The organism is Chitinophaga sp. SYP-B3965, assembly GCF_009647655.1.
In the GTDB taxonomy this organism is placed as follows: domain Bacteria; phylum Bacteroidota; class Bacteroidia; order Chitinophagales; family Chitinophagaceae; genus Chitinophaga.
In genome coordinates, this window is record NZ_WJFD01000001.1 from 3,190,248 (window position 1) to 3,216,345 (window position 26,098).

The 26,098-nt window shown below is 46.1% G+C and carries 23 protein-coding genes; 4 read left to right on the forward strand and 19 right to left on the reverse strand.

The window, feature by feature from the left end; all coding sequences use genetic code 11:
- Positions 1–24: 24 nt before the first annotated feature.
- From GFS24_RS12600 to GFS24_RS12615, 4 genes are all read right to left on the reverse strand, one after another.
- Positions 25–867 (reverse strand): prephenate dehydrogenase, encoded by an 843-nt coding sequence (locus tag GFS24_RS12600; RefSeq protein ID WP_153659911.1) that lies wholly within the window; start codon positions 865–867, stop codon positions 25–27.
- Positions 864–2,048 carry a pyridoxal phosphate-dependent aminotransferase gene (locus GFS24_RS12605; RefSeq protein WP_153659912.1) on the reverse strand — a complete coding sequence of 395 codons (1,185 nt, stop codon included), beginning with the start codon at positions 2,046–2,048 and terminating at the stop codon, positions 864–866. The genes GFS24_RS12600 and GFS24_RS12605 overlap by 4 nt, the downstream gene beginning before the upstream one ends.
- Positions 2,049–2,074: 26 nt before the next feature.
- Positions 2,075–2,902, reverse strand: a complete 828-nt coding sequence (locus GFS24_RS12610) for a prephenate dehydratase (RefSeq protein WP_153659913.1) — start codon at positions 2,900–2,902, stop codon at positions 2,075–2,077.
- A 583-nt stretch (positions 2,903–3,485) separates the two neighbouring features.
- Complete coding sequence (locus GFS24_RS12615) at positions 3,486–3,701, reverse strand: hypothetical protein (protein WP_153659914.1); 216 nt, start codon at positions 3,699–3,701, stop codon at positions 3,486–3,488.
- A 133-nt stretch (positions 3,702–3,834) separates the two neighbouring features.
- Here GFS24_RS12615 and GFS24_RS12620 point away from each other — a divergent pair, with 133 nt between their 5' ends.
- Positions 3,835–4,398: an RNA polymerase sigma factor gene (locus GFS24_RS12620; RefSeq protein WP_371730550.1), complete on the forward strand. Its 564-nt coding sequence runs from the start codon at positions 3,835–3,837 to the stop codon at positions 4,396–4,398.
- 26 nt (positions 4,399–4,424) lie between these two features.
- A complete protein-coding gene (locus GFS24_RS12625; protein ID WP_153659915.1) occupies positions 4,425–5,495 on the forward strand; it encodes a S1C family serine protease in 1,071 nt (356 codons plus the stop codon).
- 76 nt (positions 5,496–5,571) lie between these two features.
- Here the strand turns inward: GFS24_RS12625 and GFS24_RS12630 are convergent, their stop codons facing one another.
- The 9 genes from GFS24_RS12630 to GFS24_RS12670 all read right to left on the reverse strand — a co-directional run bounded on the left by GFS24_RS12630 (position 5,572) and on the right by GFS24_RS12670 (position 17,396).
- Complete coding sequence (locus GFS24_RS12630) at positions 5,572–6,342, reverse strand: carboxypeptidase-like regulatory domain-containing protein (RefSeq protein ID WP_153659916.1); 771 nt, start codon at positions 6,340–6,342, stop codon at positions 5,572–5,574.
- Positions 6,343–6,451: 109 nt separating this feature from the next.
- Positions 6,452–6,637 (reverse strand): CsbD family protein, encoded by a 186-nt coding sequence (locus tag GFS24_RS12635; RefSeq protein ID WP_153659917.1) that lies wholly within the window; start codon positions 6,635–6,637, stop codon positions 6,452–6,454.
- A gap of 115 nt (positions 6,638–6,752) precedes the next feature.
- The gene (locus GFS24_RS12640; RefSeq protein WP_153659918.1) at positions 6,753–7,685 is read right to left on the reverse strand and encodes an aldose 1-epimerase; all 933 of its coding nucleotides are present in this window, start codon (positions 7,683–7,685) and stop codon (positions 6,753–6,755) included.
- 3 nt (positions 7,686–7,688) lie between these two features.
- Positions 7,689–9,017: a xylose isomerase gene (xylA, locus tag GFS24_RS12645; RefSeq protein WP_153659919.1), complete on the reverse strand. Its 1,329-nt coding sequence runs from the start codon at positions 9,015–9,017 to the stop codon at positions 7,689–7,691.
- A gap of 12 nt (positions 9,018–9,029) precedes the next feature.
- Positions 9,030–10,517, reverse strand: a complete 1,488-nt coding sequence (locus GFS24_RS12650) for a xylulokinase (RefSeq protein ID WP_153659920.1) — start codon at positions 10,515–10,517, stop codon at positions 9,030–9,032.
- Positions 10,518–10,540: 23 nt separating this feature from the next.
- Complete coding sequence (locus tag GFS24_RS12655) at positions 10,541–12,154, reverse strand: sodium/sugar symporter (protein WP_153659921.1); 1,614 nt, start codon at positions 12,152–12,154, stop codon at positions 10,541–10,543.
- Positions 12,155–12,296: 142 nt separating this feature from the next.
- Positions 12,297–13,763: an alpha-L-fucosidase gene (locus tag GFS24_RS12660; protein WP_153659922.1), complete on the reverse strand. Its 1,467-nt coding sequence runs from the start codon at positions 13,761–13,763 to the stop codon at positions 12,297–12,299.
- 17 nt (positions 13,764–13,780) lie between these two features.
- Positions 13,781–16,174: a glycoside hydrolase N-terminal domain-containing protein gene (locus GFS24_RS12665; RefSeq protein ID WP_153659923.1), complete on the reverse strand. Its 2,394-nt coding sequence runs from the start codon at positions 16,172–16,174 to the stop codon at positions 13,781–13,783.
- 88 nt (positions 16,175–16,262) lie between these two features.
- Positions 16,263–17,396, reverse strand: a complete 1,134-nt coding sequence (locus tag GFS24_RS12670; RefSeq protein ID WP_153659924.1) for an FAD-binding oxidoreductase — start codon at positions 17,394–17,396, stop codon at positions 16,263–16,265.
- Between the two features lie 110 nt (positions 17,397–17,506).
- On the opposite strand from GFS24_RS12670, the gene GFS24_RS12675 reads away from it, so the two are divergent.
- Positions 17,507–17,791 (forward strand): type II toxin-antitoxin system RelE/ParE family toxin, encoded by a 285-nt coding sequence (locus GFS24_RS12675; protein ID WP_173003061.1) that lies wholly within the window; start codon positions 17,507–17,509, stop codon positions 17,789–17,791.
- A gap of 10 nt (positions 17,792–17,801) precedes the next feature.
- Positions 17,802–18,134, forward strand: a complete 333-nt coding sequence (locus GFS24_RS12680; protein ID WP_216647398.1) for a HigA family addiction module antitoxin — start codon at positions 17,802–17,804, stop codon at positions 18,132–18,134.
- Between the two features lie 64 nt (positions 18,135–18,198).
- Here GFS24_RS12680 and ilvA read toward each other — a convergent pair whose 3' ends face one another.
- The 6 genes from ilvA to GFS24_RS12710 form a co-directional block, all read right to left on the reverse strand.
- Positions 18,199–19,455, reverse strand: coding sequence for a threonine ammonia-lyase IlvA (gene ilvA, locus GFS24_RS12685; protein ID WP_153659926.1), 1,257 nt, complete (start codon positions 19,453–19,455; stop codon positions 18,199–18,201).
- Between the two features lie 66 nt (positions 19,456–19,521).
- Positions 19,522–20,565, reverse strand: coding sequence for a ketol-acid reductoisomerase (gene ilvC / locus GFS24_RS12690; protein WP_153659927.1), 1,044 nt, complete (start codon positions 20,563–20,565; stop codon positions 19,522–19,524).
- A gap of 46 nt (positions 20,566–20,611) precedes the next feature.
- Positions 20,612–21,154: an acetolactate synthase small subunit gene (gene ilvN / locus GFS24_RS12695; protein WP_153659928.1), complete on the reverse strand. Its 543-nt coding sequence runs from the start codon at positions 21,152–21,154 to the stop codon at positions 20,612–20,614.
- 28 nt (positions 21,155–21,182) lie between these two features.
- Entirely contained in the window at positions 21,183–22,931 is a 1,749-nt protein-coding gene (ilvB, locus tag GFS24_RS12700; RefSeq protein ID WP_371730557.1) for a biosynthetic-type acetolactate synthase large subunit, read from the reverse strand.
- The gene (ilvD, locus tag GFS24_RS12705) at positions 22,897–24,576 is read right to left on the reverse strand and encodes a dihydroxy-acid dehydratase (RefSeq protein WP_153659929.1); all 1,680 of its coding nucleotides are present in this window, start codon (positions 24,574–24,576) and stop codon (positions 22,897–22,899) included. The genes ilvB and ilvD overlap by 35 nt, the downstream gene beginning before the upstream one ends.
- A 225-nt stretch (positions 24,577–24,801) precedes the next feature.
- A complete protein-coding gene (locus GFS24_RS12710; protein ID WP_153659930.1) occupies positions 24,802–25,704 on the reverse strand; it encodes a branched-chain amino acid transaminase in 903 nt (300 codons plus the stop codon).
- Between the last annotated feature and the right edge of the window lie 394 nt (positions 25,705–26,098).

Genomic DNA, 26,098 nt, shown 5'->3' on the forward strand with positions numbered 1-26,098 from the left:
TGTGTTAAGTTAAAGATTTGATGGCTATTTTAAGATTTTCCTTATTTTATTACTCTTCTGGATGAGCTTGTAGAACGTATCGTAATCCTCGTCCTGCAAGAGCTGTTTCATTTGTTCCAGTTGCTTGATATGTTCTTCCAGTACATCCAGCACATTGTGGCGGTTGTGTTTGAAGATGGGCACCCACATATCCGGGGAGCTTTTTGCCAGCCGCACAGTGGATTCAAAACCACCGCTTGCCAGTTCAAAAATGCGGCCCTGCTCTTTCTCCTTCTTTAATACTGTTAAGGCCAGTGCAAAAGATGTGATGTGTGAGATGTGAGACACGTAGGCGGTGTGCAGATCATGCTCCGTTCCATTCATGTACACGATGCGCATGCTCAGCTGGTCTACTACGGTTTCTATCAGTTCCAGTGCATCCTCGTCGCTGTTCTTCACATCGCAAAGCACCATAGTCTTTTGTGCAAAAAGGTTGGGTATAGCTGCTTCCGGCCCGGAGTACTCCGTTCCGGCCATCGGGTGGGCCGCTACAAAACGACCGCGCTGGGGATGACCGGAAACGAGTTCCAATATTTGTTCTTTGGTAGAACCCACGTCCATGATCACATGGGACTTCGTTATTTTATCGAGGATGGAAGGCAGCGCTTTCAGCATGGCATCCACCGGAATAGCGAGGATGATGAGCTGACTGCGGTTCATCGCATCTTCTATATTGGAAGCTTCATCTATGATCTTTAATTCCTGCGCCCTTTTCAGGTTCGCTTCATTAAAATCCACGCCAATGATCCAGTTAGCTATTCCTTTCTCTTTTAAACTCAGCGCCAGGGACCCGCCAATTAAACCAACACCTATTATAGTTGCGATCATATTTTAGCAGTTTGGGGTTCCCGGATAGTTTGTTTTACGCGTTCAATGGCTTCAGCAAATACCTGCTCATCCCTGCAAAGGCTTACTCTTATATACCCGTTGCCGTTAGTACCGAAGATACCGCCGGGGGTAATGAATACACGTGCCTGCTGTAATACTTCATCACTTACGGCAAAACCGTCCTTGTAACCGGCAGGGATCTTTGCCCACACGAACATGCCTACCTGTGCAGGATCAAAGCTGGCACCCAGCAGGTTGAGCAGTTCAAATACTTTCTTACGGCGTCCGCTGTAGATGGTATTTAATTCCGCGTACCATTCAGGCCCCAGTTCCAGGGCTGCCACGGCAGCCATTTGTACCGGCTGGAACATACCTGAATCCATATTGCTTTTGAAGCGTAACACTTCATTCAGGATCTCTGCTTTGCCTACCAGCATCCCTACACGCCAGCCGGCCATATTGCCGCTTTTGCTAAGGGAATTCAGCTCCAGCGCTACATCCATGGCACCCGGCGTAGCCATGAGGCTGGCGGGTTTGTCATTCAGGATGAAGCTGTATGGATTATCATGGCAAAGCAGGATGTTATGTTTTTTCGCAAAGGCTACCAATGCGCTAAAAGTATTTTCTTTTGCTTCTGCACCGGTGGGCATATGCGGGTAGTTCACCCACATCAGTTTTACTTTGCTCAGGTCCCGCGCTTCCAAAGCAGCCAGGTCCGGCTGCCAGTTGTTGGCATCTTCTAAAGCATAAGTAACCGGCGTAGCGCCACTCAGTTGAACGGCAGAACGGTAAGTAGGATAACCGGGATCAGGGATCAGGGCTTCGTCTCCCTCCTGCAGGAAGGTCATACAGATGTGCATGATACCTTCTTTGGAACCGATCAGCGGTAGTACTTCCGTATCCGGGTTGAGGGGAACGTTGTAGAACCGGCCGTACCAGTTAGCAATAGCCTGCCGTAATGCGGGAATTCCTTTATACCCCTGGTAAGCATGGGTATTAGGTTTAGCAGCATGCTCATTCAGAGCCGCTACCACAGAGGGATGCGGAGGAAGGTCCGGACTTCCGATACCCAGGTTGATCACGTTGGCGCCCGCTTTATTCATCTCATCGATCTCGCGGAGCTTCCGTGAAAAGTAGTATTCCTCGGTGTGTTGCAATCTTTTAGCTACGGATGGTTGCATTGGTTTTTAATTATATCTTATCTGGTCTAGGCGTGCGTGTTACCTTTCTTATAAATGCCCAACACCGTGAGGTGTTCTGTGAGCGGTGTGATCTCTTTCAGCGCCAGGTTAAAGTGTTCCAGCGAATCAAATTCCATGTCCGCATGAAAATAATAATTCCACTCTTTAGCCGGTATAGGAAAACTCTGGATCTTACTCAAATTGATACCTTCAGCTGCTACTCTTGTCAGTACTTTTGCCAGGCTTCCCCGCTCGTGAGAAGTTTGGAAATATACGGAAGATTTATTTGCATCCGCAGGTGCTTCCACCGCATCTTTTGAAATAGCCAGGAAACGGGTATAGTTATTCTTAGCCGTGTGGATGTTTGGAGCAATGATATCCAGTTCAAAGATCTCTGCTGCCAGCTTGCCTGCAATGGCTGCTGTGGATTTCAATTTCTTCTGGCGCACATGTTTTGCGCTGAGGGCGGTATCCTCTGTTTCCACCAGTTTAATGTGGGGATGTTTTTCCAGGAAGGCCGTACACTGCAGCAAAGCCATCGGATGCGAATGTACTTCTTTGATGTCATCGATCGTTTGGCCGGGCAAAACCATCAGGTGTTGATTGATCTGCAGGTATACCTCTCCTATTACATGGAGGCCGTTATTTTTCAACAGGCTGTAGTTAGGCAGGATGCTGCCGGCGATTGAATTTTCAATGGCCATGAGCCCTGCATCCACCACGTTGCCCTGCTTCACTTTCCGTACCAGTTCGGAAAAAGAGCCGCATGCTTCAATAGATATCTGTTTACCGAAATAATTCCTTGCGGCAACCTGGTGAAAACTTCCTTCAAATCCCTGAATAGCTATGTGCATAAAAATTGAGTTCGTATAGTTGAATAAAAAAGGGGCCCCCTGAGCAGGGCCCCTTTATTTGTAAGTTTATGATAAACCGTTGTTACAAAAGAGGCCCTGCTTCTTCTCCGTAAAAGAAAAAGTAAAAGAAATACAGGCTAAAGCTCTTTTGTGACATATAATTGATCGTTTATCAGGTTTCATTGTAAATAGAAAGGCCCCCTTTACCAGGAGGCCCTTTTGTTAGTTTATATTTTTTAGCATACTAGCAAACGAACCTCCTATTCCTGGTACCAGAAAAAGTAAAAACCGTAAAAGTAACCAAAGGTGCGTTGTTGCATTGCTGTTTATTTGCTTGTTTGATTGTACAAAAGTAATTCAGGATTTCAATTTCTCAAACAGGGAGCGTAAAATATACATACTGTCTAATAAATCATCTATTTCCATTGAAATTATCTAAAAACCTTCCTAAAATCATCTTATCCGAATAGCAAAAGGCCTTTTTCCCTGCTATAGCAAGTATTTATAAGATGTGTTAAAAATAAAAAAGCCCCCTGTTTGCACAGGAGGCCGGATTAATATCCTTTATATTGCTTGCCGATAATTAGTGTTTAACAGCAGAATCAATCTTCTGAGAAGCTGAATCAATAACAGCGTTAGCTGAATCGATAGTAGCAGAAGCAGTAGAATCTACAGTAGCAGGTACTGCGTTGATAGCGCTATCCAAAGATGCAGAATCACCTTTGTTTTCAGTGCCAGCATTGTTACAAGCAGCTACGAACAGACCCAGGGCGAGAGCTAAGAAACCGATTTTTTTCATGACTAGTGTTTTTTAAGGTTTTTTGAAATGAGATTTACAGTTTATACCGGAAAGAGATAAAAGGTAACCCGTTCTTTAAAAAAATATTTTTTCGGTACTTTGGGTTACTAAAAGGCGTTAATCGTATTAATAAGTGAATAATCTTTTGAACATAGAACGGGATCAGGAATTACTGCAAGGGCTCGCCATGAATGACGACAAGTCATTGGAAACCATCTATTTAGATAATTTCCCCATGGTAGCCAAGATGATATTGCAGAATAACGGATCAGAGGACGATGCCAAGGATATCTTCCAGGAAGCGATGATTGTGCTATATGAAAAGGTGCAGGAGGGGAATTTTATACTGTCCTCCCGCTTAAAAACCTTCCTGTATGCTGTCTGCCGGCGGTTATGGCTCAAAAAATTACAGGGGAACGCTTTAAACGGGCCCATTTACGAGGATCTGGAAGAACCCCCCCCCGTAGAGGAAACCCTGGAAGCGCAGGAAGAAAAAGACCTCCTTTTTAGTAAGATGGAAGCATCTATGGGAAAGATCGGGGAACCTTGCAAAACCATCCTGGAAGATTATTACATCCATCGTAAGAGCATGCTGGAAATTGCGGATCGCTTTGGTTACACCAACGCAGAGAACGCCAAGAACCAGAAATATAAGTGCCTTATGCGCCTGAAGAAATTATTCTTTGCACAAAAATAAATAAATAGGCCCCCAGGGCTACTGTGATGAACGATATACATCTGATACAAGAAATAGAGCGCTATCTGGATGGCGAAATGAGTGCCCCCGAAAGGGAGGCATTCGACGTCCTCCGTCGTAGTGATTCCAATATAGACCGGCAGGTGACTGAACACCAACTGCTGTTACAACAGTTCAGGGCCAATGGCCAGCGGAAAGAGTTACTGCGCAAAATGGAAGCCATTCACGCCCAGATCCCTGCCATTGCCAAACCAGCCACACCTGTTGTGAAGATGCGCAGCAAGCGCACCTGGCTCAATCTGGCCGCTGCAGCCTGCATAGCACTGCTTACCTCACTGGGTACCATTGCTGTTATGCAAAAAGCAGCCAAAAACTCTTCCACCGCTCAATACGAAGATGTAAGAAGGGTATTGAATAATATCCAGCGTTCCCAGAACGCCCTTAAAAGCGATATCAATATCATTAAGAAGGCTCCCATTAACCCGGGTACTTTTGGCGGCACCTGCTTTGCCATCTCCCGGAGCGGCTATATGGTCACCAATTATCATGTAATTGCCGGGGCAGACTCCATTTATATACAAAACAACAAAGGCGAAGCATTTAAAGCTGTCAGTGTGTTCGAAGATGTGTCCAGCGATCTGGCTGTTCTCCGTATTGCTGATTCAGGTTTCCGTTCCGCTTCTTTACCTTACTCCCTCAAACAACTGCCTATCCTCCCCGGTGAAGAAGTATTCACCATGGGTTTCCCCCGCGACGAGATCGTTTACGGAAAAGGATATATCAGCGCGAAAACAGGCTTTAACGGAGATACCCTGGCCTACCAGGTATCCATACAGGTTGATCCAGGTAACAGCGGCGCCCCCCTGTTAGATAATAATGGAGAAGTGATCGGTATCATTACCGGTAAACAATCTTCTTCAGATGGTATTGCCTTTGCCGTTAAATCCGGCCACCTGAAACGTTTACTGGATGAATTACCTAAGGATAAATTCTCCCGTAAAGACCTGAAACAACAAAATCAGCTGAATGGACTGAACCGTGTGGAACAGCTGAAGAAACTCGAAGAGTTTGTGTATATGGTGAAGGTGTACAACTAAGCGAATTAGAAATGAAAAATAAAAGGAAGAGCTGGAGTGATCCGGCTCTTCCTTTTTTATATAAGTTGCGGTGCTTTTATTGCTCTTCCTTCAGGGTGGCCTTTGGATCTTTCCGCCAGAGTTTCACCCGTTCTGATATCCAGTAGATCAGTGTTTCATTACTCATGGTGCGTAACGTATTATGGGAAGGCGTGTATTTATAGACGAACTGCAACAGGGAATCGCCTGTTAAACCCGTCACCTTACTCACAAAAGCTTTGGAATAACGGTAATCTATATAGGATTGCTCATTATAGTCTTCATAGAGCTTCTTGAACTTACGGAGGTCCTTCTCTTTTTGGGAATACCTGGAGAAGGGGCTGAAAACAAGGCCAAAACCTCCCTGCCCTCTTTTGGATTTATCTACCAGGCTGCGATTATCTGTTTCCAGGAAAGGTTTGAATTCCTCCGCACGCGAGATAGAGTCCAGCTGATAGGGATTCCATTTGCCGGATATATCCACGCCGGGCAGGAAACGCTCCTGCTCGCGCAGGCGCACATCATGCGTTTCTGATCCGGCATAATTGGTCACCGTGAAACTATCAGAAACATACCCGATGAAGGATACAATAATGACGTCTCCCTTCCGGGCACTAATGCGGTAATACCCCCCGTTATCAGAAAACACCTTTGCATTGGTGTTTTGATTACGAACGGTGGCCGGGTATAATGTCAGCTTTTTTATCGGATCGGTGATCTGACCACGCACCATAACGGGCGTTTCAGATTGCGCAAATACTTTGCGGGGAAGGCCTCCTGCTATGAGGCAGGCTATTATCGGAACTAAGAACAGTCTACAGGATTTCATATAACTATTAACAATTATGCACCAAAATAGTTAAGTATTACCCCGTAATTATGCAATGCGCTGTTAAATGTATCCTAAAATGCCGTTGTCGGCCTGTTGCCGGTTCTTTTTACAAGGAACGGATCAGATTGATCACCTCATCCCGGGTTTTACCGAGCCTGATCTGGATCTGACCAATGAGCCGGTCATCTTTACCCTGCTCGTAGAACAAGTCTGTATCGGAAAGATCAACAAACATGCTTTTCAACTTTTCCTTGATCTCATTCCACCTGTCCTTGATCATTAAGATGTCCATATCACAATGATTTAAATGTTAGATAATAAAGGGACAGGTAATGAAATCCAAAGTTTGTGCCAAATGAGAGAGATGGGCCATGGTGGCGGCAGGAGGTTTTCTCCTGCCGCTCCAATTATCCTTTTATCTTAATAGTAGTGGTAAAATGAGCGGTTTGCCCGGCTGGAATGGTGACGAGTCCGATACCATTATTAAAGGCATTCGGCGCACCCGTGAGATTTTCCACCGCAATACTTTTGCGGTGCGGCGGCGTATAGATCTGCAGGATGGGATAACTTTTATCCGGATAGAATTCGATGCTGATGCCCTTTTCAGGATCATGCAGGGTGCATAACGGTGATGGCTGATCGAAATCCAGCACGAAAGAATTATCCAGGCTTACGCCTTCCATGCTTTTTGACTGCCTGAAGGCAGTATAAGGTAATACTTTACCGGTGGGGATCAGTTGTTCGTCAAATTCCACGATCTCTTTGGAATGGAATTGTAATTCCAGCTGATCTACCGGTGTGCCTGTAGAAAAGTACGGGTGCCATCCGTCCATCATGGGGATGGGGGCTGTATGTTCATTAGTAATGGTAGTGGTTACTTCCAGGGCATTGTCGCTGAGCAGGCGGTATTGTACATCGCAACTATAGGCAAAGGGATAACCGGGATCGGTGCCTTTGTATTTGTGCTGCAATGTAACACTCGCATACTCCGTAGTAGCTTCTTCTGCCATCACTTCAAAAACCTCGTCATAGAGCAAACCATGGATAGGTGATTTGCTGATCTTGTAATCTTTCTGTTCCCAGCTGTATTCTGCATCTTTAATACGGCAGGCAAACGGGCTCAGTTTCACACTTTTGAAACTACCGGCCACCTGTGATCTCAATTCATCACTGCTTTTGTAACTGTCAATGAGATTGATCTTTTTGCCCTGATGCATTAATTCAAACGCATGTAAAAGAGCGCCATAGGAAGGAATGATCTGTACGCTGGTACCCGCATCGCTTTTTAATTCAATGATGTAAAAACCGTTCTGCTGGAGGCGTGCTGTACTAAAGCTCATGCGTTAAATATACTGATTGATGATGTTTTCGAGCCACTCCTGTCTGCCGCTGGTTTGCTTAGGTTCACCATTTGCCAGTGCAAAACTCCTCAGGTCTTCCAGTTGCAGTTTACCTTCCTCAAACGCTTTACCCTGACCATTGTCAAAAGAAGCATAACGGTCTGTACGGAATTTTTTATAAGGTGATTCTTTCAGGATCTTTTCTCCGATGATAGCAGCGCGGGCAAATGCATCCATACCGCCGATATGTGCGTGGAAGATATCTTCCAGGTCTGTAGAGTTCCTGCGTGTTTTGGCATCAAAGTTCACACCACCACCTGCAAATCCACCAGCTTCCAGGATCACCAGCATGGTTTCCACCAGTTCATTCAGGTTCATCGGGAACTGATCTGTATCCCATCCGTTCTGGTAATCACCACGGTTCGCATCTATGCTGCCCAGCATACCTGCATCTGCCGCTACCTGCAATTCATGCTGGAAAGTATGGCCTGCCAGGGTAGCATGGTTCACTTCGATATTCAGTTTGAAATCCTTATCCAGGCCATATTCACGGAGGAAACCGATCACGGTGGCACTGTCATAATCATATTGATGTTTGGTAGGCTCGCATGGTTTAGGCTCTATGAAGAAAGTACCTTTAAAGCCCTGCTTGCGTGCATAATCTTTTGCCATGGTCAGGAAACGCGCCAGGTGATCCAGCTCACGTTTCATATTGGTGTTCAGCAAGGTCATGTAACCTTCCCGGCCTCCCCAGAAAACATAGTTCTCACCACCCAATGCAATCGTAGCATCCAGTGCATTCTTCACCTGCGTACCGGCATGTGCCACTACTGCAAAATCAGGATTCGTGGAAGCGCCATTCATGTAACGTGGGTTACTGAATACGTTAGCGGTACCCCAAAGCAATTTAACGCCACTGGCTTTTTGCTTTTCTTTGGCGTATTCCACGATCTGCTGTATATGACTTTCATATTGCGCCAGGTTCTCTCCTTCATCTACCAGGTCAATATCATGGAAGCAATAATAAGGCACGCCCAGTTTGGTGATGAACTCAAACGCGGCATCCATTTTATCTTTTGCCTGTTGTACAGGTTCTTTGGCAGTTAACCAGGGGAAAGCTTTTGTACCTGGGCCGAAGGGATCTCCGCCTGTTCCGCAGAAGGTATGCCAGTAACTTACGGCAAAGCGGAACAATTCTTCCATAGACTTTCCATTGATAAGTCTTGTGCTGTCGTACCATTTGTATGCAAATGGATTATCTGATTTTACTCCTTCAAACTGGATCTTTCCAACTGTAGGAAAATAGGTTTTGTTTCCTGTAATGATATTCATGTTCAATGTTTTTTAGGATTCAAGTAAGATCTGTTCCAATCGTTTTTTCCATTGGTGATAGGCCGCTGCATATGCCTGTTGCGGCGCTTTCTCCGGTTCAATAGTGGCCAGGCATTCCATGCCAATGAAAGCGTCTTTCATATTGCTGTAATAACCGGAGCCTACGCCCGCACCCCGTGCTGCGCCTAATGCACCATCTGTATTATACAATTCAATGGTCACACCGGCCGTATTGGCAAATGCTTCCCGGAATAAAGGGCTGAGGAACATATTGGCTTTGCCGGCACGTACGCGATTGATCTTTAAACCCATTTCGCGCATGATATCCACGCCATAGGTTAAAGCAAACACGATCCCTTCCTGGCCTGCCCGCAGCAGATGTTGCTGATGGTGCACACCAAATGCGAGGCCTTCTACCCTTGCGCCCGGTTGCCGGTTTGCGAGGATACGTTCAGCACCATTTCCGAAAGGGAATATTTGCAGACCGTCTGATCCGATGGGTGCCCGGGCAGCCAGTTCATTCATTTTGTTATAATCCATGCCACCTGTGATAGTACGCAACCAGCTATTTAAAATACCGGTTCCGTTCAGGCACATGAGTACACCATTCCTGATCTCTTTGGCGGTTTGGTTCACATGGATGAACGTGTTCACCCTGCTTTCCGCATCATACGCCACCTGGTCATGCACAGCATATACTACACCTGATGTACCTGCTGTGGTAGCGGCTTCACCGGGTTGCAGCACATTGAGGGAAAATGCATTGTTGGGCTGATCTCCGGCCCTGTAGGTAACGGGGATACCTGCACGCAGACCCAGCAGTTGTGCTGCCTTTTCTGTTACACGGCCTTGCTCTCCAAAGGTAGGCACGATCGGCGCCAGTAATTGCTTATCTATCTTATAATAGTCCAGCAGAGAAGTGGATACCTGCTGCTCTGCAAAGTCGTAAAAGATACCTTCAGATAAACCGGATAATGTGGTAACGGCATCTCCTGTGAGGCGCATGGCAATAAAATCGCCGGGCAGCAGGATGTGCTGAATGCGCTCATATAAAGCCGGTTCATTTTGCTGTACCCAGCGTAATTTGGATGCAGTGAAGTTACCGGGAGAATTGAGCAGATGCGGCAAAGTGTATGCTTCACCTAATGCGATCGCTGCTTCATCTCCTATCTGCACAGCGCGACTGTCGCACCAGATGATAGCGGGGCGTAATACCTGCTGTTCTTTATCCACACAAACCAATCCATGCATCTGGTAGGCAATACCAATAGCATTTACGGCTGCAGGATCAAAGGGATGTAATTGTTGTAATGCGTGTGTTGCTTTGATCACTTCCTGCCACCACATTTCCGGGTCCTGCTCTGCCCATCCGGCGCGGGGCACCTGGATAACCAGTTCATCAGCAGAGCCGGTGGCTGTGGCTAAACACTTTCCTGTAGCGGCATCCAGCAATGCCGCTTTGATGGAAGAAGATCCAATATCGTAGCCGAGTAAATACATAATTAGTTTTCCGCAAATGAATATTACCAGAAGATAGTGTACAGTGCCGCGAGGACACCACAGATCAGTACTGCCCCCACTGCAAAGCCGGTGCTGAGTTTGAACATGGAAGCATCAATCTCAAGACCTTTTTCATTATTTTTACTTTTCGGATCCAGCAGGCTGATGAGTACCATCAGTGCCACGATGATCACGAATACCCAACCCATACGATTGATGAATGGCAGCGCGGGGTAAAAGTATTTAAGTGCAACGGATAATGGAATAGCCAGGATAACACCTACGAGTGCTGCATTAGCTGTAGTACGTTTCCAGAAGAAGCCCATTATGAAGATCGCAAATACGCCCGGAGAAATGAAACCGGTGTATTCCTGGATGAATTGGAAACCCTGGTCGAGACTCTTCAATGCCGGGGCCACTAAAGCACCTATTATAATGGCAACGATGATCGCAATCCGGCCGACATTCACCTGATCCTTTTCCGTAGCATCTTTCTTAATGAAATGTTTGTAGATATCCAGCGTGAATATAGTAGCGATACTGTTGGCCTTTCCGGCGAGAGAAGCCACAATAGCAGCAGTGAGTGCTGCAAATGATAAACCTTTCAGCCCTTCCGGCAACAGGTTCAACAACACCGGATAAGCATGATCCGGCTTCACGGCACCAGCTGCATCCAGCATTTGCGTCTGGAACATACCGTTCTTATACAATACATACGCAGCAATACCAGGTAATACCACAATGATCGGCATCAGCAATTTCAGGAACCCTGCAAACAGCAAACCATTACGCGCTGTTTTCAGATCTGCACCCAGCGCTCTTTGTGTGATATACTGGTTACATCCCCAATAGTTCAGGTTGATGATCCACATACCGCCAATGAGTACGGCAATACCAGGAAGTTCCTTATAATGTTCGCTTGAGTTATCAAAGATCATATGGAAATGCTCCGGTGCTTTCTGACGTAATAAACCCAGTCCTTCCCACATACCCTGACCACCAAAATGATCGGATACGAGGTTCAGTGCAAGATAAGTGGTAGCCAAACCACCTAAGATCAGGAAGAATACCTGCAACACATCTGTATAACCGATCACTTTCATCCCGCCCAGTGTAATAAAGATGGCAAAAACGGAGAGACCAATGATACAGGTGGAAAACTCATAACCTGAGATCGTCTGGATAGCCAGTGCGCCGAGATATAAGATGGATGTGAGGTTCACAAACACATATAACAGAAGCCAGAATACCGCCATCACTGTACTTACGCGGCTATCATACCGTTGCAGCAGGAATTGCGGCATGGTAAAGATCTTGTTCTTCAGGTAGATGGGCAGGAAGAAAATAGCCACTACCATCAATGTTGCTGCAGCCATCCATTCGTATGTGGAAATAGCCAGTCCCATTTTAAAACCGGAACCGGACATACCAATAAACTGTTCAGCAGAGATATTGGATGCGATCAGCGATGCACCAATAGCCCACCACGTAAGGGATCCTTCTGCGAGGAAAAAATCCTTTGTTTCCATTGTTGCCTTCTTCTTTCTACGATAGATATAATAACCGTAGCCTGCAACAATCAGAAAATAAAGCAGGAACACCATTTTGTCCCAGAAGAATAAAGAATCATTTTTCATTGTATCTCAGTAAAACGTGTGAACGTGGTGAACGAAAATAGCGTGTCAAGATAACAAACTATTTGTACTATTTTAATAGTACAGATATAAAAAGCGTTCCGGAGGAAAATTCCCCGGAACGCTTTAATTCATTCAATATCAATTACATAACGCCGGATACTTTAAAAGTCCAGGCATATTCGCAGGGAACTTCTTTTACAGAAAGCTTAGGCACAGTCACTTCTATACCATCTTTTACCTTTTTAAAAGCCAGTGGCTTTTTCAGGCCCAGCATTTGCACCGTGGTGGCTGCTGAAGGGTTTACCCCTTTGATCAGGAACTTACCTTCCGGCAATTGTGGCGTTACGGCATATATAGTATTACCATTGCGGGTAAAGAAGATCTCCTTCACGGCAAAACCCGGATCCGGATGAACGGTCTGTTTCAGCATGGCTTCCCCGCTTACCATCCCTTCTGCCGGTTTCCAGTCGCGGCGGCCTTCAGACCATTGTACCGGGGTTTTCCAGCTCCTGCTGTTGTAGATGGCCTCTCCATTAACATCCAGCCATTTCCCGATCTGCAAAAGGCGCTCCTGCATAATGGGCGGGATCTTACCATGTGCATCCGGCCCGATGTCCAGCAGGAGATTGCCACCGCTGCTTACGATATCCAGCAACAGGTAAACGAGGGATTGGGCACTGTTATAGTCTTCAATATCTTCATTACGGTTATAACCGAACGAAAATCCCATCCCACGGCATTCTTCCCATGGGCGGTTGAAAGTAGCCCCTACTTCATATTCCGTCGTGTAATAACCACCATGTTTCTTGCGGATACCTTTCCCCCAGCGGTCATTCACTGCGATCTTGTCTTTCACCGGTGATTCATTGTACAGCCAGGTGAGGAATTCCCGGGATTGCCATACGGTATCAGACTGTTCCCATTCTCCATCCGGCCAGATGATATCCGGCTCGTAACGGTTCACGAGGTCTTTCAGCTGCGGGATCATATGTTCATTCACATACTGTTTGTATTGTTTGTTTTTGTAAAGCGGGTTGTACCATTCATAAAGCGAATAGTAGAAGCCCATCTTCACGCTTGTTTTTTTAACGGCAGCAGTGAGGTCTCCCAGCACATCCCGCTTAGCACCGGACTCCATGGCATTCCATGGTTTGCCGAAAGCTTTACTGGCTTCCTTACTGGGCCAGAGCGCAAATCCATCATGGTGTTTGGAAGTGAGTACAATATATTTGGCACCGGACTTTTCAAAGAGTTTAGCCCATGCATCCGGATCATAATCTTCTGCTTTGAAGAGTTCAGCAAACTTGTAATAGGAAAAATCTTCTCCGTATACTTTGTTGTGATGGTCAAATACAGCGGTGGGTTTCGGGTTGTTGTTACCATACACCTGTTTCGATTGCAGCCAGTACTGGTACCATTCTGAGTAAGTGCCTTTGGGAGACCAGGCAGGAACAGAATAAACTCCCCAATGAATAAAGATGCCAAATTTAGCGTTCTCGAACCATGCAGGAACAGGCCGGCTGTCCAGCGACTCCCAGGTAGGTTTGTACTGCTGGGCTTTGATCGTAAATGGCAGTAGCAGCCATAAGAAAAACGAAAAATACTTCATAATACGTAGACGTTGTTTTATAACAATTGGTTAACCGGAACGATGATCTCCTTCCCTCTTTCAATTGTAAGTGGCAAAAGATGTTGACGATATTTAAGAACGAGGTTACGACCTCCTATAGAACGAAGTTTCAGACCGGAAAGTTCTGCGTCTTTCCAGGTGATGTCCAGTTCAAAACCTCCTCTTGCGCGCAGACCGGTTACTGAGCCATTTCCCCATGCAGCAGGTAATGCAGGTAACAGTTCAACATAATCACCATGACTTTGCAACAGGGCTTCTGCTATACCTGCTGTACCCCCAAAGTTGCCATCTATCTGGAAGGGCGGATGATTATCGAAGAGATTGGGCAGGGTGGATTTGGCGAACAATGCCTGTAAATGATTACGCACACTGTCCTCCTGTTTTAAACGGGCATAGAAATTAATGATCCAGGCGCGGCTCCATCCGGTATGCCCACCACCTTGGCTCAGGCGGCCAGTGAGTGTACGCATGGCGCCTTCATATAAAGAAGGTGTTTGTTCTGTGATCTGCGTACCGGGATGTAATCCGAATAAATGTGAGATATGCCGGTGACCAGGTTCTGCTTCTTCGTACTCATTGATCCACTCCAGTATCCTGCCGTCCTTTCCTATTTTAGTAGGTGGTAATAGTTTTACCATGCCTTCCCATTTTACGACCTCTGCAGAATCTGTTCTTAATACTTTTGCTGCTGCAATACATTTATTGAGGAACTCCCTTAAGATCTGATTATCCATTGTGGGGCCATAGGTGATACCAGTAGGTTTTCCTGTTACGGGATGTTTAAACCTGTTTTCAGGAGAACTGGCAGGAATGGTAACGAGGTAACCTTCAGGGCTTTTCACCAGGAAGTCTTCCACGAACAAAGCATGTTCCTTCATGATGGGATACGCTTTGGTCTTCAGGAATTCATAATCCAGTGTGAACGCAAAGTGTTCCCAGAAATGCAGGCACATCCAGCTGGCAGCCATGGGGAAAGTACCAAAGGCAGCATTGGCCTGTACGCCTGTTTTACCAAAAGCATCTGTGCAATGGTGCACTACCCATCCGCGGGCATCGTACATTTTCTTTGCGGTCTTGCGTCCTTCCGGGCGGATCCTGTCCATGAAATCAAACAGCGGGGCTGTTGTTTCAGAAAGGTTGCATACTTCCGCCGGCCAGTAGTTCATTTGCAGATTGATATTGGTATGGAAGTCCGCATTCCAGGGTGCATCTATATGCTGGTTCCAGATCCCTTGCAGATTAGCGGGCAGCAAACCCGGTTTGCGGGAACTGGAAAGCAACAGGTATCTGCCATACTGAAAATACAAGGCAATCAGGTGTGCATCTTCTTTGCCTGCTTTTGTCAGCTGTAATCTTTCATCGGTTGGCAACTCATCTTCACCATCAGATCCATTGATCTGCAAGTGTACTCTTTTCATGTAAGGCTCAAAGTCCTTCACATGATTGGCGGCGATCTGTGCATAACTGCGTATGACAGCTTTTTGCAGCAGTTGCTTGCATTTATTCAGTGCGATGTTCGCTCCTTCGTCAATATCCTGTTTTACGGCGTTATAATTTGTGGCGCCCTGTATATATAAGGTAACGGCCACCGCATTCTTTATTTGCAGGGTTTGCTGTTTTGCTGCAACGGTACCACCCTGTGGCACGGCCTGTAATATGCCGGCAAAACGCATGTGGTATCCTTCCGGGCCACGCAGGTCTTTTGTGTTCTTATCATTGATGCGGCCATTCAATATGAGCTGGTTATTTCCCAATGTGGTGACGGCACAATCTTTCATATGTGTGGCCGTATCTTTTGTATCCGGGCGGTCCAGGGAAAGGATGGCATTGATGGTTCCGGGTTTCACCGTGGTAATACGTACCACGATCACATTGTCCGGCGCAGAGGCCAGTACTTCCTGTTTATATTCTATGCCATTCACTTTATAAGTGGTGGCGGCGATCCCGTTCACTAAGTTCAGCTGGCGTTTATAATCTGTTACCTCCCTGGCGCCATAATCGATGTTTACATTCATCAGGGTTTGATAGGAACGGAAGTTGCGTGCAATGCGGTTGGAGTTCTCACCATCTACGGCTACAAAGTTCTTTTGTGCAAGGTTCAGGGCTTCTTCGTTTTCTCCGGCAAAGATCAGTTTACGAATGGTGTCCAGGTACTGAAAGGCATTGGGATTGGCATCGTTAAACTTATTGCCGGCCCATACGCTTTCTTCATTGATCTGGAGGATCTCTTTATCAGGGCGGCCATATACCATGGCTCCCAGCCTGCCGTTTCCTACGGGCAATGCTTCCTCCCATCTGCGGGCAGGTTGTTTGTACCAAAGTTGCAGGGATTGTTGTTGCGCATGAACTGCGTTACTTAACAGTAACAGAAGGATAAGGATCTTTTTCATACCTGTAAACGATCTTGGTTAAATATAATCATTGCAGCCCTTGATTGCAAGGCGCCGTTAATTCAGTACTAACAATTGCGATTATTCTTTAGCCTTGCATCATGCCAGCCAATGTTCTGCCCACTTCAGAACCAATGGCAATACCCATTCCTCCCATGCGCACAGCCAGGAATATACGATCAGAGTATGCTTGTAGTATAGGACGTTTGGTTTTACCAAATCCCATGATGCCCGTCCAGCGGTCTTCTACGGTATAAGAATGATTGGGTAGGATGAAAGTGCGGAGTTTTTCTTCCAGGTCCTGCTGGATATTGTCTGTCAATTCAAAACTGGTAGTGGCCTCTCCTGCAAAATCCATGTTACGCCCGCCGCCAAAGAGAACACGGCCTTCTATCTCTCTGAAGTAATAATATCCTTTATCAAAATGATAAACACCTTTGAAGGGTAATCCCTTTATAGGCGTTGTGATCAGTACCTGCCCGCGGCCTGGTGTGATATCCAGTTCTGGTAACAGGCCTTTCGCGAAGGCATTGGTGCATATAGCCAGTTGTGCTGCACTAAAGGTAAGTGTTTCTTTACTACCGGGCTGCTGTACGGTAACGAGTACCTGTTGAGCATTCTCTTCAAAACCAATGACCTCGCAACCTGTTTTGATCTCTATGCCTCTTTCAAAGGCAAGGTCTATCAGGGTGCGCATCATCATGCCGGTATTCAGTTCTCCTTCAAAATTATTCTGTACGAGGGATTGAACGTGTTGTGTATTAAAGCCAAATCGCTTCAGTTTTTCATCTGCCAGCTTGAATGCCGGACCGGGTAGAATGCCGAAGAGCATGGAATTGACACTTTCCATTTGTTCCAGTGCAGAAGACTCTGCTGCGCTGATCAGTTCATAACTGCCATTTTCCCGGTAGTTCATACGATCATCTCCGATGCGGGAACGCAGGAGTTGCAAACCTTTTAAGCGCATGTGAACGAGGGAAACCACTTCTTCTGCCGGCATGGTCTGCAGATCTTCCAGGATCTCTGTGAGGCTGCCAATGCAGGCGAAACCGGCATTTTTGGTACTGGCGCCTGTGGGTAATAACCCTCTTTCCAACACCAGGATCCTTTTGCGGGGGAACTTCTCTTTATAGCTGATGGCTGCGGAGAGACCAACAATACCACTTCCTAAAAGGATGCAGTCATATTGGAGGAGGCTTTGTTTTTCCCAGAAGCTAAGCATGCCTGTAATTTAAAGAAAAAGATTTGAAGATCATAGTGTAAAGCGTAACTTTACACTATGCAGAGATCATAATGCCCCATATTGTTCACTTTGTTAATCCTGGGCGGATTATGATCAAAAATTTTAAGAGCAAAGCCTTGAGGGCTTTGTGGGAGTACGATGATGCGAGCAGGTTACCTGCTCGATTACTGACAAAGATCCTCTTTATGCTGGATCAGTTGAATGATGCGGAAATTGTTCCGGATGATCTGTCAGGTATTAAAGGATGGCGCATCCATCCTTTAAAAGGGCCTGTAAAGAATCTCTGGAGTTTAACAGTAACCGGTAATTACAGGATTGTTTTCTTGTTTGATGGCGGCAATGCCTACAATGTAGATTACCTGGATTACCATTAAAACTATGATGATGGAACGAAGAATGAGATTTTTACATCCCGGCCTATGCTTAAGGTCGGAAGTGATAGAAGAGCAAGGCCTTACTATCACAGAGGCCGCTGCCTTACTAAAGGTAACGCGTACGGCGTTATCTAATGTATGCAATGGCAAGGCAGATATTTCTGTTGAAATGAGCCTGCGGATAGCCAAGGTATTTGGTGGCACCGCAGAGATCTGGCAACGTGTACAGATGTCTTACAACATTCATATCGCCACGCCTAAAATTGAAAAACTGAAGTTGAAGCCATATATTCCTTCTGAAGAGAAGAAAAAAAGAAGGAAACTGGCTTCATCTGTCAGTTAACCCCAAAAAAGAAACCCCGATCGCAACGACCGGGGCTTTGAACACTACTATAGGTTGAACCATACTAAACCAGGTAACCAAAAAGATTGTCGTCTTTATTCAGTTCGGTGTAATTGATATTGTATTGCTGCATGTTAGCTATGAGTACATCATAATCCTTCCGGTCACTCAACTCGATCCCTACTAATGCAGGCCCTGTTTCCTTATTATGTTTCTGAATAAATTCAAAACGGGTGATATCGTCTCCGGGTCCTAATACGTAATTCACAAACTCTTTCAATGCACCGGGGCGTTGTGCAAACCTGATAATGAAATAATGTTTTAATCCTTCATAGAGCAAAGAACGTTCCTTGATCTCCTGCATCCGGTCTATATCATTATTGCTGCCACTCACTACGCACACTACTTTCTTTCCTTTGATCTCTTCAGCAAAATCATCCAGGCATGCCATGGATAATGCACCGGCAGGTTCCACCACGATCCCTTCTTCATTGTATAAACGAAGGATGGTAGAGCAGACGCGGCCTTCCGGCACGAGGCTCATTTTATCCAGCACATCTTTACAGATGGAATAAGTGAGCTGGCCTACACGTTTTACGGCAGCACCATCCACAAAGCGGTCTATATCTCCTAAAGTAACGGGACCACCATTCTCCAGTGCACGTACCATGGAAGGGGCACCTACAGGCTCAAGGCCAATGATCTTAGTCTGGGGGCTGTAAGTGCGGAAGTATGTTCCAACACCAGCGGCCAGGCCGCCACCGCCAACCGGTACAAATAAATAATCGATGCCGGATTGTTCCTCGAGGATCTCCAGCGCTACAGTTCCCTGTCCTTCAATGATCTTGATATCATCAAAGGGAGGAATGAACGTCATATTATTTTGCAGGGTGAATGCCTGTGCTTCAACAGAGCAATCATCGAAGGTATCGCCTACCAGCCTGATCTCAATATTTTCACCACCGAACATCCTTACCTGGTTCACTTTCTGTTTAGGTGTGATAATGGGCATGAATACTACCCCTTTCACGTTCAGCTTTTTACAGGAATAAGCAAAACCCTGTGCATGGTTACCGGCGCTTGCACAGGTAACACCATCTGCCAGTTGTTTTGCATCCAGGCTGCTCATCATATTGTAGGCGCCGCGTAATTTATACGAGCGTACTACCTGCATATCTTCTCTCTTCAGGTACACTTCACAGTTATACCGGCGGGATAAACTGGCGCAATAAGTAAGCGGTGTATGGATCACCACTGACTTTAACCTTTCGGCTGCTTCCTTTATCCGGAGCGTATTGACTGTATTGACGACTTCCTCCATTTCTTACCGCTATTTCAAAATGAAATGGGAAAAGATATTTCACTTTTCCCATTTTCATTTGTATGATTATTTATTAGGGCGCAGTTTTCTAACTGCTGCACCTGCCTGCCACATTTCACTGTTACGCAGTTCTGCCAGTTCCACTTCCAGCTTAGCGCGATAATCAGGCTGGCTGTTGAGGTCGATAGAACGAGCTGCTTCTTTACCGGCAGCTACGCTTGCGTACAGTTCATCAAATACTGGTTGTGTTGCTTCTTTGAATTTCTTCCACCAGTCCAGCGCACCGCGTTGAGCAGTAGTAGAGCAGTTAGCATACATCCAGTCCATACCGTTCTCTGCTACCAAAGGCATCAGGGATTGGGTCAGTTCTTCCACGGTTTCGTTGAAAGCTTCTGAAGGAGAGTGACCGTTTGTGCGGAGTGTTTGGTACTGCGCAGCAAAGATACCCTGGATACAACCCATCAAAGTACCACGCTCACCGGTAAGGTCAGAGAATACTTCTTTTCTGAAATCTGTTTCGAAGAGATATCCTGAACCAACACCGATTCCAAGCGCAATGACTCTGTCGCGGGCTTTACCGGTTGCATCCTGGAAGATAGCAAAGCTGGAGTTCAGACCCTGACCTGCGAGGAACAGTCTGCGGAGAGAAGTACCGGAGCCTTTAGGGGCTACCAGGATCACGTCTACATCAGCAGGAGGAATGATGCTGGTTTGTTCTTTATAAGTGATACCAAAACCGTGAGAGAAATACAGCGCTTTACCAGGAGTCAGGAAAGGCTTCAGGGTAGGCCAAAGGGTGATCTGACCTGCATCGGAGAGCAGGTATTGAATGATCGTACCTTTTTCAGCCGCTTCTTCGATGCTGAACAAAGTTTCGCCCGGAACCCATCCGTCTGCTACTGCTTTATCCCAGGTCTTGGAATTCTTACGCTGACCGATGATCACGTTAAAGCCATTGTCCTTCAGGTTCAGAGCCTGGCCGGGACCTTGTACGCCATAACCAATGATAGCAATAGTTTCATTTTTCAGAACCTCTCTTGCTTTTTCCATGGGGAATTCTTCTCTGGTTACTACGTCTTCCAGTACTCCGCCAAAATTGATGGTTGCCATGTTTTGATAGTGTTTTTTTAAAGAGTTGTTAAAAAATTGCGTCGATTTAGTCCTTCAGATTGTCAGTTTCAATTAAGGACAAGTCTTTCAGATGTTCGTGGAAACGACGGCTCCATTTCACGATCGCAACGCGACCGCTTTTGGAATATTCTATGAGGCCATATGGTTCCAGCTTTTGGAGCATCGCAATGAGTTCCTGCTGGTGGCCTGTTTTTTCTAATACGAAATAATCCGGCGTAATGGTGAGGATACGCGCATTGTTATCACGGATGATCTTTTCAATATCCCCGTTGTGCAGGGCTTTCGTAGAGATCTTGTACAATGCCAGTTCCTGGTACACCACTTCATCTTCCTCGTGTACGAATGCACGATGGATCTCGATGAGCCTTTCTATCTGTCCCACCACTTTATCGAGTAGTTCCCTGTTGGAAAGTACGGTGATGATGAACTTATAAACGCCCTGGATCTCTGTTTCCGCAGTGGTTAAACTGGTGATATTGATGCCCCGGCGGGTGAAGATCACGGAGATACGATTGGTGATCCCAATCCTGTCTTCCGTGTACACCGTTATGGTATATTCTTTTTGCATGTTGTGTCTTTTCTAAAAATGAATTGAATTACTCGAGGCGGATGGCTGAGATGGCTGCACCAGCAGGAACCATTGGGAATACATTGTCTTCCTGCTCTACCACCACTTCCAGGAGATAAGCACCTGGTGTGTCCAGCATTTCTTTTACTGCGCCTTCAATCTCTGCACGTTCGCTGACCTTGCGGCCCGGGATGAAAAATCCTTTGGCGATCTGTACGAAATCCGGGTTCGTCATTTCAGTAGAGGAATATCTTCTATCGAAGAACAACTGCTGCCATTGGCGTACCATGCCCAGGAAATTATTGTTCAGGATCACGATCTTCACACCTATTTGTGATTGATAAATAGTACCCAGTTCCTGTAAGGTCATTTGGAAACAACCGTCTCCGATGATCGCTACCACTTCTTTTTCAGGAGCGCCAACTTTAGCACCCATAGATGCCGGCAGTGAGAAACCCATGGTACCCATACCACCACTGGTGATATTGGTGTTGGGATCTTTAAAGCGGTAGTAGCGGGAAGCTACCATCTGGTGCTGGCCTACGTCTGTTACCAGGATGGCTTTACCGTCTGTTTGCTCAGAGATGATGCGGATCACTTCTGCCATCTTCAGCATACCTTCTGTGGGATGTAATTCTTTTTGCTGCACTTTCTCGTACTCCTGTTTGTCCAGCTCTTTGAATGATTGCATCCATTCTTTATGTTCCGCAGGTTTGATCAGTGGCAGCAATGCTTCCAGCGCCTGCTTTGCATCTGCGTGCACTGCAATATCTGCATGAATGATCTTGTGGATCTCTGCCTTATCAATTTCTATGTGGATCACTTTTGCCTGACGAGCATAAGAACCTACGTCTCCAGTGATACGATCATCGAAACGCATACCGATGGCGATCAGTACATCACATTCATTGGTGTTGATGTTAGGCGCATAGTTACCATGCATACCTAAGAAACCTACATAACAGGGATGATCAACAGGTACAGCGGAAAGGCCCAGCAGTGTGGAAGCTACAGGGATCTGCGCTTTCTCAGCCAATGCTATCAGTTCTTTTTCTGCGCTGGAGATAAGTACACCATGGCCACATAAAATGTAAGGCCTTTTAGCGTTGTTGATCATTTCTGCAGCAGCGGTCACGTCTTCCATTTTCAATTCAGGAACGGGACGATAACTGCGGATATATTCACAAGCTTTGTATTGAAAATCCAGCTTGCCGAATTGTGCGTTTTTGGTGATATCTACCAGTACGGGACCGGGACGGCCACTTTTGGCGATATAAAATGCTTTAGCAATTGCGCCGGGAATATCTTCCGGTTTGGTCACCTGGATGTTCCATTTAGTGATCGGAGTTGTGATACCTATCACATCTGTTTCCTGGAAAGCATCTGTACCTAATAAAGCAGCAGCTACCTGACCTGTGATACATACCATAGGCGTTGAATCCATATAAGCATCAGCGAGACCTGTTACCAGGTTGGTAGCGCCGGGGCCGGAAGTGGCAAACACCACACCTACCTGTCCGTTTGCACGTGCAAAACCTTGCGCAGCATGCGTAGCGCCTTGTTCGTGACGAACTAAAATATGATGGACTTTATCCTGGAAATCATACAGGGCATCGTAAATGGGCATGATAGCACCGCCCGGGTAGCCGAAAATGGTTTTAACACCTTCTGCGATCAATGACTGGATCACAGCTTCAGCACCAGTGATAATGTTGGCAGCGGCGGCCCGTTTGTCAGACTCGTTAGTCTTCATCGGTAACACATCCTTCTGTTGCATTTTTAACATGTTTAGCGTACTTGAATAATATTCCTTTCGTTGCCTTCAATGCCGGCTGTTTCCATGCGGCTTTGCGGGTTGCCAACTCTTCAGGAGTAAGGTTAACTTTGATAATGTTGTTCACTGCATCCAGTTCTATTACATCATCATCTTTCACCAGGGCAATGGTACCGCCTTCGTAAGCCTCCGGCACAATGTGGCCGACGACGAAACCATGCGTGCCACCAGAGAACCGGCCATCTGTAATGAGGGCTACGCTCTTGCCTAAACCAACTCCCATAATAGCGGAAGTAGGTTTCAGCATTTCCGGCATGCCAGGCCCGCCTTTAGGACCTACATAACGGATGACGACTACATCTCCCTGTTTTACTTTACCGGAAGTGATACCTGCTATCAATTCAAATTCGCCATCAAAAACACGTGCAGGGCCAACAAAACGTTCTCCTTCCTTACCGGTGATCTTTGCTACGGAACCTTGTTCTGCAAGGTTGCCGTAAAGGATCTGGATGTGACCGGTTTGTTTCAGTGGTTGTTCCAGCGGAACTATAATATTTTGTGTTGTAAAGTCGATGTCAGGAACGTTCTCCAGGTTTTCTGCAATTGTTTTACCGGTTACGGTGAGGCAATTACCGTGGATCATACCTTTTTTCAGGAGGTATTTCATTACCAGGGGAACGCCGCCAATGTTGTGCAGATCTTCCATGAGGTATTTACCGCTGGGCTTCAGATCCGCCAGCAGCGGTGTTTTATCACTGATACGCTGAAAATCATCTGCGTTGATCTTGATATCAACAGATTTCGCGATAGCAATGAAATGTAATACAGCATTGGTGCTGCCGCCAAGTGCCATGATGACTGTGATGGCATTTTCAAATGCTTCATAGGTCATGATGTCTTTTGGCTTAATGTCTCTTTCGAGGAGCAGGCGGATGTACTTACCTGCTTCGAAACACTCATCCTGTTTGTCTTTGCTGAGTGCGGGGTTGGAGGAACTGTAAGGTAAGCTCATTCCCAGCGCTTCAATAGCAGAGCTCATGGTATTGGCAGTATACATACCGCCACATGCTCCTGCACCAGGGCAGGAATTTTGTACGATCTGTTTGAAATCTCCTTCATCCAGGTTGCCGGCCATTTTCTGACCAAGGGCTTCGAATGCAGAGATGATGTTCAGGTCTTGTCCTTTATATTTACCAGGGGCAATAGTACCGCCGTATACCATGATAGCGGGGCGATTCAATCTACCCATTGCCATCAGGGAACCAGGCATGTTCTTATCACAACCCGGAACAGTGATCAGGGCATCATAATACTGCGCGCCACAAACTGTTTCAATAGAGTCAGCAATCAGATCACGGCTAACAAGGGAATAACGCATACCATCTGTACCATTGCTGATACCGTCGCTTACGCCGATGGTGTTGAAAATGAGGCCTACCAGGTCATTTGCCCAGACGCCTTTTTTCACTTCTTTCGCCAGATCGTTCAGGTGCATATTGCAGGTGTTACCATCGTAACCCATACTAACCACCCCTACCTGCGCTTTTTTCAGATCTTCCTCTGTTAATCCAATTCCGTACAGCATAGCTTGTGCAGCGGGCTGCGTTGGATCCTGTGTTATCGTTTTGCTGTATTTGTTTAACTCCATATGATTAGTCAGTTAGCCTAATTTCGAAATATTGGTAAAAGTATCCCCGGAGCGCTTCATCTTCAAACCTATAATTTGCCGGTTCCCGGTCTTCAAAAGGCGGCCTCGAAGGCCAAAATTCGCTATGGCAGTGGGTTAGGGGTTTTAGCGGTTACGCCATTCAAAGTAAAAAAAGAGGGTGGCGGACCCGCTGATAGCCTGGTCCACCACCCTGCTATCTGTACACTAAGCTGGAATAGCTTCGCGTTTGAATTCTTTTTCGAGGACCCTTGCTTTGTAGGCCTGTTGAATGACCTTGCCCAAAGAGTCTGCCCATGATTTGCTGAAACCCTGACCGTCCAGAGAATCCCATCCGATCACTTCAGCTGCAGTTCCGCAATAGAAGACTGCTTCTGCCTGCTTGAGCTCTTCCACGGTAATTTGTTTCTCCACCAATGGAATACCCAGTTCTCCGCAGATCTCAATCACAGTAGCGCGGGTAATACCTGGGAGGATGTTACCCTTTTGCGGGGTGTAGATCGTTCCTTCTTTTTCATAAAAAAGATTAGCGCCGGGGCCTTCAGCGACGAATCCGTCGATATCCAGCAGCAGCGCTTCTTCATATCCTTTTTCCTTAGCTTCCTGCGACGCAAGTATGGAGTTTATATACATGCCCGCCGCTTTGGATTCTATCTTAAAAGCTTTCGGGTTAGGACGCTGATAAGAGGAAACCATTACACGCAACAGTTTCTCACCAAGGTATGCACCCCATTCCCATGCACAGATCAGCAGATGTGTTTCTGTAGCAGCTTTGAGGGTCATGTTAGGAGGACAGAATACCAGCGGACGAATGTACGCCTCTTGCATGTTATTCATCTCCAGCACTTTATAGCAAGCGGCGATCAGCTCGTCGTTGTTGTATTTGTAAGGGATGTGTATCAGTTCGCAGGAACGCTTAAACCTGTCAAAGTGTTCTTTTGCTTTGAAGATCTTTACCTCACCACTGGCGGTTTTGTAAGCACGGATGCCTTCAAACACTGCGTATCCATAATGAAGAGATTGACCGTAAAGGTCGATTTTGGTTTCTGCGGCTTTAGCATAAGCCCCATCAAAGTAGAGAATCGTGTTTTCGTTGTAATAGCTATACATATTATTGGAATTTGCACATAAAAAAAAGCCTTCCCCGGTGTGGAGGAAGGCGTTCTATATTTAGTTAGTTTAATACACGCTTTTCTATCCTCCGGTTTGGTGGCTAATAATGACAATGACGATCACGACTAGTGTGATTGCCCAGTTGAGCTGGGGCACTATGTGACTGATCTTGTTATTGTCTTTATTTAACCACATGGAGGTCTGATCAATTTTGTTGACTAGTACAAATGTATTGGTGATTGAAGTAAAAAACAATACAAGGGTGAATATTTTGTCAAAAATTAAACTCAGGGGCTATTTTTAAAAATATCGAAATAATGGCTTTCCAGATTGAATAAAATCTAAGAATATCGAACTTACTGTGGTTCCTATCAAAATGGGCTGCCTTTTT

Bases quoted from the DNA above. Each gene is read 5' to 3' on its own strand.
- GFS24_RS12675 (WP_173003061.1), top strand. From the start codon at position 17,507: ATGATCAAAAATTTTAAGAGCAAAGCCTTGAGGGCTTTGTGGGAGTAC.
- ilvB (WP_371730557.1), bottom strand. From the start codon at position 22,931: ATGCAACAGAAGGATGTGTTACCGATGAAGACTAACGAGTCTGACAAA.
- GFS24_RS12655 (WP_153659921.1), bottom strand. From the start codon at position 12,154: ATGAAAAATGATTCTTTATTCTTCTGGGACAAAATGGTGTTCCTGCTT.
- GFS24_RS12670 (WP_153659924.1), bottom strand. From the start codon at position 17,396: ATGCTTAGCTTCTGGGAAAAACAAAGCCTCCTCCAATATGACTGCATC.
- ilvD (WP_153659929.1), bottom strand. From the start codon at position 24,576: ATGGAGTTAAACAAATACAGCAAAACGATAACACAGGATCCAACGCAG.
- GFS24_RS12635 (WP_153659917.1), bottom strand. From the start codon at position 6,637: ATGGACATCTTAATGATCAAGGACAGGTGGAATGAGATCAAGGAAAAG.
- GFS24_RS12625 (WP_153659915.1), top strand. From the start codon at position 4,425: ATGAACGATATACATCTGATACAAGAAATAGAGCGCTATCTGGATGGC.
- ilvA (WP_153659926.1), bottom strand. From the start codon at position 19,455: ATGGAGGAAGTCGTCAATACAGTCAATACGCTCCGGATAAAGGAAGCA.
- xylA (WP_153659919.1), bottom strand. From the start codon at position 9,017: ATGAATATCATTACAGGAAACAAAACCTATTTTCCTACAGTTGGAAAG.
- GFS24_RS12640 (WP_153659918.1), bottom strand. From the start codon at position 7,685: ATGAGCTTTAGTACAGCACGCCTCCAGCAGAACGGTTTTTACATCATT.
- GFS24_RS12615 (WP_153659914.1), bottom strand. From the start codon at position 3,701: ATGAAAAAAATCGGTTTCTTAGCTCTCGCCCTGGGTCTGTTCGTAGCT.
- GFS24_RS12630 (WP_153659916.1), bottom strand. From the start codon at position 6,342: ATGAAATCCTGTAGACTGTTCTTAGTTCCGATAATAGCCTGCCTCATA.
- GFS24_RS12605 (WP_153659912.1), bottom strand. From the start codon at position 2,048: ATGCAACCATCCGTAGCTAAAAGATTGCAACACACCGAGGAATACTAC.
- GFS24_RS12665 (WP_153659923.1), bottom strand. From the start codon at position 16,174: ATGAAAAAGATCCTTATCCTTCTGTTACTGTTAAGTAACGCAGTTCAT.
- GFS24_RS12610 (WP_153659913.1), bottom strand. From the start codon at position 2,902: ATGCACATAGCTATTCAGGGATTTGAAGGAAGTTTTCACCAGGTTGCC.
- GFS24_RS12600 (WP_153659911.1), bottom strand. From the start codon at position 867: ATGATCGCAACTATAATAGGTGTTGGTTTAATTGGCGGGTCCCTGGCG.
- GFS24_RS12710 (WP_153659930.1), bottom strand. From the start codon at position 25,704: ATGTATAGCTATTACAACGAAAACACGATTCTCTACTTTGATGGGGCT.
- GFS24_RS12650 (WP_153659920.1), bottom strand. From the start codon at position 10,517: ATGTATTTACTCGGCTACGATATTGGATCTTCTTCCATCAAAGCGGCA.
- GFS24_RS12660 (WP_153659922.1), bottom strand. From the start codon at position 13,763: ATGAAGTATTTTTCGTTTTTCTTATGGCTGCTACTGCCATTTACGATC.
- GFS24_RS12680 (WP_216647398.1), top strand. From the start codon at position 17,802: ATGGAACGAAGAATGAGATTTTTACATCCCGGCCTATGCTTAAGGTCG.
- ilvN (WP_153659928.1), bottom strand. From the start codon at position 21,154: ATGCAAAAAGAATATACCATAACGGTGTACACGGAAGACAGGATTGGG.
- ilvC (WP_153659927.1), bottom strand. From the start codon at position 20,565: ATGGCAACCATCAATTTTGGCGGAGTACTGGAAGACGTAGTAACCAGA.